Origin of the sequence: Janthinobacterium goodfellowi, from assembly GCF_051380695.1 — a bacterium.
Lineage (GTDB): Bacteria > Pseudomonadota > Gammaproteobacteria > Burkholderiales > Burkholderiaceae_D > Janthinobacterium.
The window spans coordinates 1076786-1090214 of record NZ_JBNYXN010000001.1; the positions used below are offsets into that span (position 1 = coordinate 1076786).

Consider the following 13429-nt stretch of genomic DNA (forward strand, 5'->3'; position numbering starts at 1 on the left):
ACAATGCGCCGCCAAGCGCCGCCAGAAACTGCTGTCGCGCTTTGGCGGCTTGCGCGGCGTGGTCGACGCCAGCGTCGAGGATCTGATGTCGGTGGAGGGGATTTCCACGCAGCTGGCGGAAGAAATCTACAAGCAGCTGCATTAATGAACAGGTGGCCTGGTCCGGCGCTGCGGCAACCGGACTAGGCTAATACCCCGGGGCCATGTAGACTAGTGGCGCTTTCTTCACGCTTTCTTCATGCTCAATTTACCCGTCGGCCGATTGCTCTCTTATGCCTTTTAATATTCCCATCCTTTTGACCTGGCTGCGCGTGGCCCTCATCCCGCTCGTCGTCGGCGTGTTTTACCTGCCGCCGTCGATGCTGCTGCATGGCGACCAGAACCTGGTTGCCACCCTGGTCTTTATCGTTGCAGCCGTGACCGACTGGTTCGATGGTTTCCTCGCGCGGCGCTGGAACCAGACCTCGGCCTTCGGCGCCTTCCTCGACCCCGTGGCCGACAAGCTGATGGTGGCGGGCGCCTTGCTGGTGCTGGTGCAGCTGGACCGTGTCAATGCCGTGCTGGCCTTCATCATCATCGGCCGCGAAATCACGATTTCCGCCTTGCGCGAATGGATGGCGCAGATCGGTGCATCGAAGTCGGTGGCCGTCAGCTCGATCGGCAAGATCAAGACGGCCGCGCAAATGACGGCCATTCCCTTGCTGCTGTACCACGAAGTGATCTTCGGCGCGATCGACACCCATGTGTGGGGCGAGAAGCTGCTGTGGATCGCCTGCGTGCTGACGGTGTGGTCGATGTTCTATTACCTGCGCCTGGCATGGCCGCTCATCAAGGAAAAAGCGGGCAATTTGCACTAAGAACAGGCAGGCGGCTGCTTTATGCGGAATATTTTGCAAAAGACCAGATATTGCCCGTTGACAGCCCCTGTAATCCCTCTATAATGCTGGCCTGTTGTTGATGACGCGGGAGTAGCTCAGTTGGTAGAGCGCAACCTTGCCAAGGTTGAGGTCGAGAGTTCGAGACTCTTCTCCCGCTCCAGTTTTCTGGATCGTGTCATAGGTAAAAACAGCAAATGCAGTAAAAAGTAGTACTGGCGATGTAGTAGAGCTTCTGATACAATGTTGTCCACTGCGGGAGTAGCTCAGTTGGTAGAGCGCAACCTTGCCAAGGTTGAGGTCGAGAGTTCGAGACTCTTCTCCCGCTCCAGTGAACACTGGATCAGCAGTAAAGCAGCACTGGTAAACGGTAGCAAAAAGCAGTAAAATAGCGGTTCGTATGCGGGAGTAGCTCAGTTGGTAGAGCGCAACCTTGCCAAGGTTGAGGTCGAGAGTTCGAGACTCTTCTCCCGCTCCAGCGAAAGCTGAGGCAGTACAGCAAGAATGGCAGTAGCAGAAAATAGAAGCTCCAATGCGGGAGTAGCTCAGTTGGTAGAGCGCAACCTTGCCAAGGTTGAGGTCGAGAGTTCGAGACTCTTCTCCCGCTCCAGAATTCTAAAGGGAAGCTAAGCTGGCTTCCTTTTTTTATCCGCCGTAAAGCAGTCAAGCGGCGTGATCAGGCGGTAAACAAGCTCCAATGCGGGAGTAGCTCAGTTGGTAGAGCGCAACCTTGCCAAGGTTGAGGTCGAGAGTTCGAGACTCTTCTCCCGCTCCAGTTTTCAAGGTGGGCCGCAAGGCGCATCCAAGCAGTTCCTCTGGCGAGGTAGCAAAGAGGTTATGCAGCGGCCTGCAAAGCCGTTTAGACGGGTTCGATTCCCGTCCTCGCCTCCAGATGAAAAAAATAGCCCACTTTCGAGTGGGCTATTTTTTTGTCTGCGCTTTCGCCAGACTTCGCCCGCTGGCCATCTTGTATAATGCCAGCAAGCTCAGCCGCGCCGCCTGGCGCCTTATGAAACTGCCCCTTTCCGCCATACCGATGTAGTCACCGACGCCTTTCCTGTGCCATTCAACCTCAGCGCCGCGTTTCTGTGACGCCCGCTGGCATGGCTGCGCCTGATTGGTTCCATCGGGCCGGCATTTCCCTGTTCCGACTTTGGATACGCATCAATGATCAACGCAACTTTTCGGGAAGAGTGGTTCTCGAACATACAAAAAAATGTCCTGGCGGGCCTGACCACCTCGTTTGCCCTGGTGCCCGAATGCATCGCCTTTGCCCTGGTGGCACAGTTGAATCCCCTGATGGGCCTGTATGGCGCCTTCATCATCTGCGCATTCACGGCCATCTTTGGCGGGCGTCCCGGCATGATTTCGGGCGCGGCCGGTTCCATGGCCGTCGTCATCGTGGCACTGGTGGCCCAGCATGGCGTGCAATATCTGCTGGCGACCGTGGTGCTGAGCGGCATCCTGATGGCGCTGTTTGGTATCTTGCGCCTGGGTAAGCTGATCCGCATGGTGCCGCACCCGGTGATGCTGGGCTTTGTGAATGGCCTGGCTATCGTCATCGCCATGGCCCAACTGGAACATTTTCGCCAGGCCACGCCGCAGGGCGAAACCTGGCTGCAAGGCACGCCCTTGTATGTGATGGGCGCGCTGGTGCTGCTGACCATGGCCATCGTCTACGTGCTGCCGCGCCTGACAAAAGCCGTGCCGCCCGCGCTGGTGGCTATCCTGGGTGTGGGCGTGCTCAGCCATTTCCTGCACCTGCCCACGCGCACCTTGGGCGACCTCGCGCATATCGCCGGTGGCTTGCCGGCCCTGCATTGGCCCGCCGTGCCGCTGGACATGGCCACCTTGCACCTCATCTTCCCGTACGCGGCGCTGATGGCCATGGTGGGGCTGCTGGAAACCTTGCTCACCTTTAATCTCACCGATGAGATAACGGAAACGCGGGGCCAGCCGAACCGCGAATGCATCGCCCTGGGCGCCTCGAACGTCGTGTCGGGCCTGTTTGGCGGCATGGGCGGCTGCGCCATGATCGGGCAGACCATGATCAACCTGAGCTCGGGCGGCCGCTCGCGCCTGTCGGGCGTGACGGCCGGCGTGATGATTTTATTGTTCATCCTGTTCCTGTCGCCCTTGATCGAGCGCATCCCGCTGGCCGCGCTGGTGGGCGTGATGTTCGTCGTGGCGCAGCAGACGTTTGCCTGGGGTTCCCTGCGCGTGCTGGGCAAGGTGCCGTTGCAGGATGCGCTGGTGATCGTCGCCGTGACGGTGATCACCGTGTTCACGGACCTGGCGATGGCCGTGCTGTGCGGCATCGTGATTGCCGCCTTGAATTTTGCCTGGCAACATGCACGCGACATGCGTGCCGACATCGATGATGGCAGCTCCGGCGTGCGCGTGTACCTGCCGCACGGCACCCTGTTTTTCGCCTCGACCACGCATTTCCTGGAACTGTTCCAGGCGGCGACCGATCCGGCCCGCGTCATCCTCGATTGCCGCCACCTGCACATGGCCGACCACTCGGCCATCGCGGCCATCGAAGCCTTGTATGAGCGCTACGACAAGGCGGGCAAGCACCTGCAGGTGACGCATCTGTCAGCTCGCAACCAGGCCTTGCTGCAGCGCGCTGGCGTCGATGTGAGCGTGGCGTAAAATAGGGGAAAGTCTGCTCCGCCCGATTTCTCGGCATGGGCGAAATTGTTGAATGTCTGTGGAGTGTGAATGCTGTCGAACGAACAAGAACAATTGTTACAACAAAGCCAGGCGGCTTTTGATGCCTACTATGACGCGCTGGGCGCGTCGCTGGTGAATTTTGTCGAGCGCCTGGGCATCCAGCCCGCGCACGAAGTGCTGACCAACGCGGCCGAATACCTGCCGTACATCGATGCGGCCATGCGCACCATCGTCATCCGCGACGAGAGCTGGCAATGGGTGAAAACCATGCTCGGCTACTTTATCGGCGAATACTTCGTGCAGGGTCATGCGGGCTGCTGGTATGTGGAAACGCGGGCGGAATCGCCGCATTTCTGCCGCACCATGGTGGGCGGCTTCGAGCATGGCTTGCCGATGGATGCCGCCATCGATCCGGAGGCACTGGCGCTGGCATTCCTGGGGCAATCGGTGCCACGCGAGCTGGCAGCACTGATCGCCACAGCGCAAGCGCGCGCGGCTTGATGCCGCGCGGCTTGCTGCAGCAGATTTAAAACTCTTCCCACTCGCCTTCGGCCGGCGCCGTTGCCTTGCTGCTGGTGCGCGTCGCGGGCAGGCGCAGGGCAGGGGCTTTGCGGACAGGTGCGGCCGCGGTTGCCGGCGCTGCCGGCGCGCTGCGCTGCGCCGCTTTCACGCTGAAACGGTCGGTGGCCACCGCATTGGTATCGAGGCGGAAGACGCTGACCACCTGCGCCAGTTCGCTCGCCTGTTCCTGCATCGCTTCGGCTGCGGCCGACGCTTCTTCCACCAGCGCCGCATTTTGCTGGGTCACCTGATCCATTTCGGAAATGGCCTGGTTGACTTGCTCGATGCCCGCGCTCTGCTCTTCGCTGGCGTTGCTGATTTCGCTCATGATGGACGTGACGAAGCCGATGCTTTGCACGATTTCTTCCATCGTCTTGCCGGCCTTGTCGACCAGGTCCGTGCCCACGTCGACCTTTTGCACGGAATCGTCGATCAAGCCCTTGATCTCTTTCGCCGCCGCTGCCGAGCGCTGCGCCAGGTTGCGCACCTCGGTTGCCACGACGGCGAAACCGCGGCCCTGTTCGCCGGCGCGCGCCGCTTCCACGGCCGCGTTCAAGGCCAGGATATTGGTCTGGAAGGCGATGCCGTCGATGACGGAGATGATGTCGACGATTTTCTTCGACGAGGTATTGATCTCGCCCATGGTGGCGACCACTTCGGCCACCACGGCGCCGCCGCGGCTGGCGATGCCGGCCGCGTCGCCGGCCAGTTTATTGGCCTGGCGCGCATTGTCCGCATTCTGTTTCACGGTCGACGTCAATTCTTCCATCGACGACGCCGTTTCTTCCAGCGAACTGGCTTGCTGTTCCGTGCGCGACGACAGGTCCTGGTTGCCGGCGGCGATTTCCGCGGACGCCGTGGCGATGGTGTCGGTGCCGCTGCGCACCTGGCCCACGATGCCGACGAGGCTGTCGTTCATGGTTTTCAGGGCGTGCATCAGCTGGCCCGTTTCATCGCGGCCTTGCACCGTGATGACGCTGCTCAGGTCGCCCGCCGCCACGGTTTCCGCCACTTTCACGGCGTCGCGGATGGGGCCGGTGATCGAGCGCGTGATCCACCACGCGAAACCGATGCCCATCAGCACGGCCAGCACACCCATGGTGATCAGGAAGATGCGCGTGCCGCTGTAGGCTTCGATGATGCTGGCGCCGACGCCGTCGGCCGCCTGGATCTGCATGCCCGCAAAGCGCTTCACTTCGGCCAGGTAAGCGACGGTGATCGGTGCGACTTCCTTGTCGAACACGACCTTGGCGCCGGCCACGTCGCCGTCGGCCTTCATCTTGAAGGCGCGCGCGCGCGTCGTCACGTAGTCGGTGCGCACCTTGCGCACGACCTTGAATTGCTCGATCACGGCAGGATTGCGCAGCGAGGCGATGATGTCGTCCTGCAGCTTGCTGGAACGGTCCGCATCGACTTTCAGATCGTCCTCGATCTTGGCGCGCACGACGGGATCGGTGATCTCGAACGAGGCGACGCCGCGCACGCTGTTGAGTTCAATGATCTTCGACCATTCGGCCACCATGCGCTGGTTCTTGATGCTGGTATTGATGAGGCGGTAAGTCAGGTCGCTGGCCGTTTGCATGCGCACGAGGGCGGTGATGGTCAAGGCGGCAAGCAACAGCAATACGACAGCAAAGCCGACGCCAAGGCGGCTGCCGATGTTCAGGTTTTTCATGTAATTCCTAACAGTTTAATAGTCATGATCGCCGCCGCCAGCAGGGGCGGACAGGCGCCGCAAGGCGCAGGGGATCGGGGTCTTCGGGTGCCGCGTGATGGCTGTGCGGCGCGCCGCGCTGAGCGTGGCGTTGGAGGTGAAGCAGGGGGCATGCCGGTCAGGCTGACCGTTGCCCAGCAAGCCGCAAGTATAGCATTGACGCACGGAAATAGTTTCTTACGGCAATTTTAATTATTTTTTGACATTGATTTCCTGTTGCTTTTTTACATCAAGTCCCTGGTCCATAAGTACTATCACTTACATTCCGCCTTACTTTTCTCCGCCCTGGCTGATAAAATACTAATGATAATCATTCGTATTACAACATCGACCAGGGAATTGTATGCAGCAACGTCGCAAGCCAGGATGTAAACCGATCACCATCGCCGTACTGGGCGCCCTGACCTTGGGCGCCACGCCATTGGCAGCCTGGGCGCAGGAAAGCTTGCCCGCCGTCACCGTGACGGCGGCCAAGGACAAGGACGGCTATGTCGCCGCCACCTCCGCCAGCGGCACCAAGACGGAAATGGCCCTGCGCGACGTGCCGCAGACGATCAACGTGGTGCCGGCCGCCGTCATTCGCGACCAGAACGCCATGTCGATCCAGGACATCATGAAGAACATCCCCGGCGTGGGGCTGTCGACAGGCGACGGCCAGCGCGACCAGGTGTTCATCCGCGGCTTCACGGCCATCGGCGACCAGTTCGTCGACGGCTTCCGCGATGACGCGCTGTATTTCCGCGACTTGTCGAACGTCGAGCGCCTGGAAGTGATCAAGGGACCGGCCGCCGTGCTGTACGGACGCGGCTCATCCGGTGGCCTGGTCAACCGCATCACCAAGAAGCCGGGTATCGATATCACGGACGTGGCCTTGAGCCTGAACAACACGGCAGGGCGCCGCGGCGAAGTCGACGTGGGCCGTGTCGGCGAGACGGTGGACTGGCGCGTCACGGGTGCGCGCGAATTATCCGACAGCTACCGCGACCAGCAATTCATCAACCGCACGGCGCTGGCGCCATCCGTGGCCATCCGCCTCTCCAGCGCCACCAAGCTGCTGCTGCAGGGCGATTACCTGGAAGACCGCCGCCTGACGGACTTCGGCATCCCGTCCTACCAGGGCCGCCCCGTCGCCGTCGATGCGGGCACGTATTACGGCGCCGCCAACGCCCGCGATGCCGACTTCAGCCAGTCGCGCGTGGTGTCCACGGCCGCCACGCTGACGCACAAGTTCAGCGATAGCTTGTCGCTGCGCAATGCCTTCCGTTATTACGATTACCACCTGGACCGCAACAACACGAATATTTCCGGCAACGTCAACGAAGTCAAGGGCACGATGAGCCTGGGCCACGCCAAGCTCAACCGCGACGAAAGCGGCTGGTTCAACCAGACGGAACTGACGCAAAAGCTGGTCACGGGCACCATGCGCCACGAAGTGCTGTACGGCGCCGAATTCGGCAAGCAAAACAAGGATGCCAACAGTTGGGCCGCCATCGCTGTAACGACACCTGCGAAGCCCGTGTCGATCTTCAATCCTGTTCTGCCCGTCGTCGATCGCAGCAAGCTGGGCGCGCGCAGTGATACCTTCGGTACCTACGACACGGCCGCCGCCTATGTGCAGGACGCCATCAGCTTCAGCGACGAGTGGAAGGCGCTGGCCGGCTTGCGCTACGACCGTTACAAGCAGCAGTCGCGCCTCGCCAATGCGCTTGGCGTGACGACGGCGGATTTGTCGCGCACGGATTCGGCCTACAGTCCTCGCGCCGGCCTCGTCTGGCAACCGGGCGCGACGCAATCGTACTACGCGTCGTGGAGTCGCTCGTTCCAGCCCAGCGGCGAGAACTTCGCCCTGGCCGCCAACAATGCCGACCTGGCGCCGGAAACCACGCGCAACACTGAAGTGGGCGCCAAGTATGACTTGTGGGGCGGCCGCGCCAACGCCACCGTGTCGCTGTTCCGCCTGGAGCGCGACAATATCAAGACGAGCGACCCGATCACGAACCGCATCGTGCCCGTCGGCACGCAGCGCACGGATGGTCTGGAACTGACCTTCAACGCGGACTTGCATGATGGCTGGAAGATGATGGCCGGCTACGCTTACCTGGACGCCACCATCACCGACTCCATCGCCGTCGACAAGAGCGTCAATGTGCCGGGCGGCACCGTCGCCAGAGAAGTGCCGGTCAAGGGCAAGCGCGCGACCTTGACATCGCGCAATACGGCCAACCTGTGGCTGACGAAAGACCTGGGCCACGGCTTCACGGTGGGCGGCGGCGCGAACGCCGTCGGCAGCCGCTTCGCCAATCCGGGCAACACGGTGGTGCTGCCAGGCTATGTGACGGCCGACGCCATGGCCGCGTACCGCACGGGACGCTATGAAGTGCAGCTGAACGTCAACAATATCGGCGACACGCGCTACATCGTGTCGGGCCACGGTTCCAGCCCGAACCTGAGCTTGCCGGGCGCGCCGCGCAACGTGGCGCTGACCTTGCGCTACAGTCTGTAATCTGTCATTGTTGTCACACCCCCAAAAACCCGCTCGCGAGCGGGTTTTTTCATTGGCGGGCGCTGCGCAGGACCGGGGCCGGCAGGCTGGCATGGTTTAGAGGAATTGTTCGGTACCGATAAAATAATGTTGACTGTGTGCAATTTTTTCTGGCGGACTAAGCCTTGGCTGGCTTTGAGGGGTAAAATGGCGTCATACGGCACAGGCATGGTGCTTATATCTTAATGATATGACACTGCCATGACGCCGTATGACTTTTTATTTACTCACATCATAGAGGTCTGATATGGTTCAGATATCCAGGCGCCAGTTCCTTCGGGTCACTGGCGCCACGATTGCTGGCTCCAGCCTCGCCTTGCTCGGTTTCGCGCCGGGGCAGGCGTTGGCAGAGGTACGGCAATACAAGCTGGCTCGCACGACCGAGACCCGCAATACCTGTCCTTACTGTTCCGTTGGCTGCGGCGTCCTGCTGTATGGCCTGGGCGATGGCGCGAAAAATGCCGTCTCCAGCATCATCCACGTGGAAGGCGATGCCGATCATCCGGTGAACCGCGGCACGCTGTGCCCGAAAGGCGCCAGCCTGGTCGACTTCATCCACAGCCCGAACCGCCTGAAAGTGCCCGAATACCGCGCACCGGGCGGCACGGAATGGCAACCGATCTCCTGGGATGTGGCGCTCGACAAGATCGCGCGCCTGATGAAGGATGACCGCGATGCCAACCTGATCGAAAAGAATGCCGACGGCAAGACCGTCAACCGCTGGCTCTCCACCGGCATGCTGGCTGCGTCCGCCGGCAGCAACGAGGTCGGGTATCTGACCCACAAGACAGTGCGCAGCATGGGGATGCTGACCTTTGATAATCAGGCGCGTGTATGACACGGACCGACGGTGGCAGGTCTTGCCCCGACGTTTGGCCGTGGCGCGATGACGAATCATTGGGTCGATATCAAGAATGCCGACGTGATCCTGGTCATGGGCGGCAATGCAGCAGAAGCACATCCTTGCGGATTCAAATGGGTAACGGAAGCGAAGGCGCATAACAAGGCCAAGCTGATCGTTGTCGATCCGCGTTTTACCCGTACCGCATCCGTGGCAGATTACTACTGCGCCACGCGTACCGGCACGGACATCGTCTTCCTTGGCGCGATCATCAATTATCTGCTGACGAACGACAAGATCCAGCATGAGTACGTGCGCAACTACACGGACATGCCCTTCATCGTGCGCGAAGACTATGCGTTCGAGGACGGCCTGTTCTCGGGTTTCGACAAGGAAAAAGGCAAGTACACCGACAAGGCCACCTGGGATTACGAGATCGGCGACGACGGCTACGCCAAGGTCGACCCGACCCTGGAGCACCCGCGCTGCGTCTACCAGATGATGAAGAAGCACTACGCGCGCTACACGACCGAGATGGTCGAGCGGACGTGCGGCGTGTCGGCCGACAAGTTCCACAAGGTGGCGGAAGCCTTGGCTTCGACCGCCGTGCCGGGACGCGCCGGCACCATCCTGTACGCGCTGGGCTGGACGCACCACTCGACGGGTGCGCAAACCATCCGCACGGGCGCCATGGTGCAGCTGTTGCTGGGCAATATGGGGATCGCGGGCGGCGGCATGAACGCCTTGCGCGGCCACTCGAACATCCAGGGCTTGACCGATCTGGGCCTGATGTCGAACCTGTTGCCAGGTTACATGACCTTGCCGAACGAGGGCGAGCAGGATTTCGACGCCTACATCGCCGCGCGCGCCACCAAGCCGCTGCGGCCGAACCAGCTCAGCTACTGGAGCAATTACCGCAAATTCCACGTCAGCTTCATGAAGACGTGGTGGGGCGACTTCGCCACGGCCGAGAACAACTACGCCTTCGACTACCTGCCGAAACTCGACAAGCCGTATGACTTGATGCAAGCCATCGAGAACATGCACCAAGGCAAGATGACGGGCTATATCTGCCAGGGCTTCAATGTGCTGGCGTCCGCGCCGAACAAGCAGAAGGTCACGGAAGCGCTGTCGAAGCTGAAGTTCCTCGTCATCATGGACCCGCTGGCCGTGGAAACGGGCGAATTCTGGAAGGCGCACGGCCAATACCACGAAGTCGATCCCACCAAGATCATGACGGAAGTGTTCCGCTTGCCGACGAGCTGCTTCGCCGAGGAACGCGGTTCGCTGGTCAGTTCCTCGCGCGTGCTGCAGTGGCACTGGCAGGCGGCTGAACCGCCGGGCCAGGCGCGCAGCGACCTGGAGATCATGTCGGGCCTGTTCCTGCGCATGCGTAGCATGTACAAGAAAGAGGGCGGCAAGTTCCCCGATCCTATCGTCAACCTGACGTGGAATTATGCGCAGCCGCATAACCCGCAGCCGGAAGAAATCGCCCGCGAATTCAACGGCAAGGCGCTGGCCGACTTGTACGATCCGAAAGATCCGACCAAGCTGCTGGTCAAAAAGGGCGAGCAGCTGGCCTCGTTTGCGCAATTGCGCGACGATGGCACGACCACCAGCGGTTGCTGGATCTTCGCCGGCAGCTGGACGCAGGCGGGCAACCAGATGGGACGGCGCGACAATAGCGACCCGACCGGCATCGGCCAGACCCTGGGCTGGGCCTGGGCGTGGCCGGCGAACCGCCGCGTGCTGTACAACCGCGCTTCGTGCGACCTGAAAGGCAAGCCTTTCGATCCGACCCGCAAGTTGATCGAATGGAATGGCACGAACTGGAGCGGGGCCGACATTCCCGACTTCAAGGTCGACGAACCTCCGGAAAACGGCATGGGTCCGTTCATCATGCTGGGCGAGGGTGTGGCGCGCTTCTTTGCGCGCGGCGCCATGGCCGAAGGACCGTTCCCCGAGCATTACGAGCCGTTCGAAAATCCGCTGGGCTACAACCCCATGCATCCGAAAAACCCGCAGGCGACCAGCAATCCGGCCGCGCGCGTGTTCGCCGATGACCGGAAAATGTTCGGCACGCATGAGGAGTATCCGCATGTGGCGACCAGCTACCGTTTGACCGAGCATTTCCATTACTGGACCAAGCATGCGCGCCTGAACGCCATCATCCAGCCGCAGCAATTCGTCGAAATCGGCGAAGAGCTGGCCAAGAGCATCGGCGTCGTGGCTGGCGGCGAAGTGCGCGTCAGTTCCAAGCGGGGCCACATCATCGCCAAGGCCGTCGTCACCAAGCGCATCAAGGCCTTGATGATCGAAGGCAAGCCGGTGCATACCGTGGGCCTGCCGCTGCACTGGGGCTTTACGGGCGTGGCCAAGCCGGGGTATCTGATTAATACCCTGACGCCGGGCGTGGGGGATGCGAATTCGCAAACGCCGGAATTCAAGTCCTTCCTCGTGAAGGTGGAAAAAGCATGATGGGAGCTCAATAATGGCACTGCAATCCTTAGATATCCGGCGCCTGTCGGCGACCACGGTAACGCCGCCGCAAGCGCGCAGCCCGGTGACGGGCACCGTGGCCAAGCTGATCGATGTGTCGAAATGCATCGGCTGCAAGGCTTGCCAGACGGCGTGCATGGAATGGAACGACTTGCGCGATGAAGTCGGCGAAAACCATGGCACCTATGACAATCCGACGGACCTGACCCCGCAATCGTGGACGGTGATGCGTTTTGCCGAACACGAAAACAACGACGGCAACCTCGAGTGGCTGATCCGCAAGGATGGCTGCATGCACTGCGAGGACCCGGGCTGTTTGAAAGCCTGTCCGGCGCCGGGCGCCATCGTGCAATACACGAACGGCATTGTGGATTTCCACCAGGAAAACTGCATCGGTTGCGGCTACTGCGTGGCCGGCTGTCCTTTCGACGTGCCCCGCATTTCGAAAAAGGACGACCGCGCCTACAAGTGCACCTTGTGCTCGGACCGCGTGGCCGTGGGCCAGGAACCGGCTTGCGTGAAAACCTGCCCGACGGGCGCCATCGTGTTCGGCACCAAGGAAGACATGAAGGTACATGCGGAAGAGCGCATCGTCGACCTGAAGTCGCGCGGCTTCGAGAACGCGGGCCTGTACGACCCGCTGGGCGTGGGCGGCACGCACGTGATGTACGTGCTGCACCATGCCGACAAGCCGAAGCTGTATTCGAACTTGCCGGAACGCCCGCGCATCAGTCCGATGGTGGGCTTCTGGAAGGGCTGGTCTAAGCCGCTGGCGGTGGCCGGCATGGCCGCCACGGCCCTGGCAGGCTTCTTCCATTACACGCGTGTCGGTCCGAACGAAGTGAGCAAGGATGAGGAACGCGAAGCCCTGGACGAGGCCGAGCGCATCAAGGAGGGTCAGCATGAATCATCATGAACAGCACGGTGAGCGTCACGACAAGCTGCGCGACAAGGATGGCAATCCCTTGATCGAACGCTACAACCCGAACGAGCGCACGAATCACTGGGTGACGGCCATCACCTTCGTCATGCTGGCCCTGTCCGGCCTGGCCATGTTCCATCCCTCGATGGCGTGGCTGGCGAACTTGTTCGGCGGCGGGCAATGGACGCGCATTTTGCATCCGTTTGCCGGCTTGGTGATGTTCGTCTCGTTCGCGATCCTCGTGGTGCGCTTCTGGCACCACAACAAGTTCGAGGATGGCGACAAGCAGTGGCTGAAACAGATGGACGACGTGCTCAATAACCGCGAGGACAAGCTTCCGAAGATCGGCAAATACAATGCCGGCCAGAAGATGCTGTTCTTCGCGCTGCTGGCCTGCATGGTGGGCTTGCTGCTGTCGGGCATCGTGATCTGGCGCGCGTATTTCGCGTTCTATTTCCCGATTCCCGTCATCCGCGCGGCCGCCTTGCTGCACGCCGTGTGTGCGTTCGGCATCATCTGCGCCATCATCGTGCACATCTATGCGGCGATCTGGGTCAAGGGCTCGATCGGCGCCATGGTGCGCGGCACCGTCACCTACGGCTGGGCGCGCAAGCACCATCCGAAGTGGTTTGAGGCGGTGATCCGTCATACGGAAAAATAGGCGGAAGAGTAGGTCGGCTTAGCTTCGCGTAAGCCGACATGCTCCGCCGCCGGCGTTTTTCTCATGCCAGCGACAGCCAGGGCCAGTCTCCCAGGACTGGCCCCTTTCTTTTTATGGATTAAAATACTTTGACAGCAC

Annotated in this window: 9 protein-coding genes and 6 tRNA genes; 14 read left to right on the forward strand and 1 reads right to left on the reverse strand. The window is 61.0% G+C overall.

Going from position 1 to position 13429, the window contains the following annotated elements:
* Nucleotides 1-58: 58 nt before the first annotated feature.
* From ACQ4WQ_RS04920 to ACQ4WQ_RS04965, 10 genes are all read left to right on the forward strand, one after another.
* A complete protein-coding gene (locus ACQ4WQ_RS04920; protein ID WP_287774109.1) occupies nucleotides 59-145 on the forward strand; it encodes a hypothetical protein in 87 nt (28 codons plus the stop codon).
* A gap of 127 nt (nucleotides 146-272) precedes the next feature.
* The gene (pgsA, locus tag ACQ4WQ_RS04925) at nucleotides 273-857 is read left to right on the forward strand and encodes a CDP-diacylglycerol--glycerol-3-phosphate 3-phosphatidyltransferase (RefSeq protein ID WP_034749601.1); all 585 of its coding nucleotides are present in this window, start codon (nucleotides 273-275) and stop codon (nucleotides 855-857) included.
* A 105-nt stretch (nucleotides 858-962) separates the two neighbouring features.
* Nucleotides 963-1038: transfer RNA gene (locus ACQ4WQ_RS04930), tRNA-Gly, on the forward strand.
* A gap of 92 nt (nucleotides 1039-1130) precedes the next feature.
* Nucleotides 1131-1206, forward strand: a tRNA-Gly gene (locus ACQ4WQ_RS04935).
* Between the two features lie 71 nt (nucleotides 1207-1277).
* A tRNA-Gly gene (locus ACQ4WQ_RS04940) sits at nucleotides 1278-1353 on the forward strand.
* 56 nt (nucleotides 1354-1409) lie between these two features.
* Nucleotides 1410-1485: transfer RNA gene (locus tag ACQ4WQ_RS04945), tRNA-Gly, on the forward strand.
* 89 nt (nucleotides 1486-1574) lie between these two features.
* Nucleotides 1575-1650: transfer RNA gene (locus ACQ4WQ_RS04950), tRNA-Gly, on the forward strand.
* 42 nt (nucleotides 1651-1692) lie between these two features.
* Nucleotides 1693-1766: transfer RNA gene (locus ACQ4WQ_RS04955), tRNA-Cys, on the forward strand.
* 276 nt (nucleotides 1767-2042) lie between these two features.
* Entirely contained in the window at nucleotides 2043-3530 is a 1488-nt protein-coding gene (locus ACQ4WQ_RS04960) for a SulP family inorganic anion transporter (protein WP_436495054.1), read from the forward strand.
* Nucleotides 3531-3599: 69 nt separating this feature from the next.
* Nucleotides 3600-4052, forward strand: coding sequence for a hypothetical protein (locus ACQ4WQ_RS04965; protein WP_436495056.1), 453 nt, complete (start codon nucleotides 3600-3602; stop codon nucleotides 4050-4052).
* 25 nt (nucleotides 4053-4077) lie between these two features.
* On the opposite strand, the gene ACQ4WQ_RS04970 is transcribed toward ACQ4WQ_RS04965, so the two are convergent.
* A complete protein-coding gene (locus ACQ4WQ_RS04970; protein ID WP_436495058.1) occupies nucleotides 4078-5787 on the reverse strand; it encodes a methyl-accepting chemotaxis protein in 1710 nt (569 codons plus the stop codon).
* A gap of 382 nt (nucleotides 5788-6169) precedes the next feature.
* Here ACQ4WQ_RS04970 and ACQ4WQ_RS04975 point away from each other — a divergent pair, with 382 nt between their 5' ends.
* From ACQ4WQ_RS04975 to ACQ4WQ_RS04990, 4 genes are all read left to right on the forward strand, one after another.
* A complete protein-coding gene (locus ACQ4WQ_RS04975) occupies nucleotides 6170-8329 on the forward strand; it encodes a TonB-dependent receptor (RefSeq protein ID WP_436495060.1) in 2160 nt (719 codons plus the stop codon).
* A 286-nt stretch (nucleotides 8330-8615) separates the two neighbouring features.
* The gene (gene fdnG / locus ACQ4WQ_RS04980; RefSeq protein WP_436495062.1) at nucleotides 8616-11687 is read left to right on the forward strand and encodes a formate dehydrogenase-N subunit alpha; all 3072 of its coding nucleotides are present in this window, start codon (nucleotides 8616-8618) and stop codon (nucleotides 11685-11687) included.
* 13 nt (nucleotides 11688-11700) lie between these two features.
* Nucleotides 11701-12624, forward strand: a complete 924-nt coding sequence (fdxH, locus tag ACQ4WQ_RS04985; protein ID WP_436495064.1) for a formate dehydrogenase subunit beta — start codon at nucleotides 11701-11703, stop codon at nucleotides 12622-12624.
* The gene (locus ACQ4WQ_RS04990; RefSeq protein ID WP_436495066.1) at nucleotides 12611-13291 is read left to right on the forward strand and encodes a formate dehydrogenase subunit gamma; all 681 of its coding nucleotides are present in this window, start codon (nucleotides 12611-12613) and stop codon (nucleotides 13289-13291) included. Before fdxH ends, ACQ4WQ_RS04990 begins: the two co-directional genes overlap by 14 nt.
* Nucleotides 13292-13429 lie beyond the last annotated feature (138 nt).

What these genes read in the sequence shown, in the direction of transcription:
- ACQ4WQ_RS04960 (WP_436495054.1), top strand. Translation starts at nt 2,043, where the DNA reads ATGATCAACGCAACTTTTCGGGAAGAGTGGTTCTCGAACATACAAAAA.
- ACQ4WQ_RS04970 (WP_436495058.1), bottom strand. Translation starts at nt 5,787, where the DNA reads ATGAAAAACCTGAACATCGGCAGCCGCCTTGGCGTCGGCTTTGCTGTC.
- ACQ4WQ_RS04975 (WP_436495060.1), top strand. Translation starts at nt 6,170, where the DNA reads ATGCAGCAACGTCGCAAGCCAGGATGTAAACCGATCACCATCGCCGTA.
- pgsA (WP_034749601.1), top strand. Translation starts at nt 273, where the DNA reads ATGCCTTTTAATATTCCCATCCTTTTGACCTGGCTGCGCGTGGCCCTC.
- ACQ4WQ_RS04965 (WP_436495056.1), top strand. Translation starts at nt 3,600, where the DNA reads ATGCTGTCGAACGAACAAGAACAATTGTTACAACAAAGCCAGGCGGCT.
- fdxH (WP_436495064.1), top strand. Translation starts at nt 11,701, where the DNA reads ATGGCACTGCAATCCTTAGATATCCGGCGCCTGTCGGCGACCACGGTA.
- ACQ4WQ_RS04990 (WP_436495066.1), top strand. Translation starts at nt 12,611, where the DNA reads ATGAATCATCATGAACAGCACGGTGAGCGTCACGACAAGCTGCGCGAC.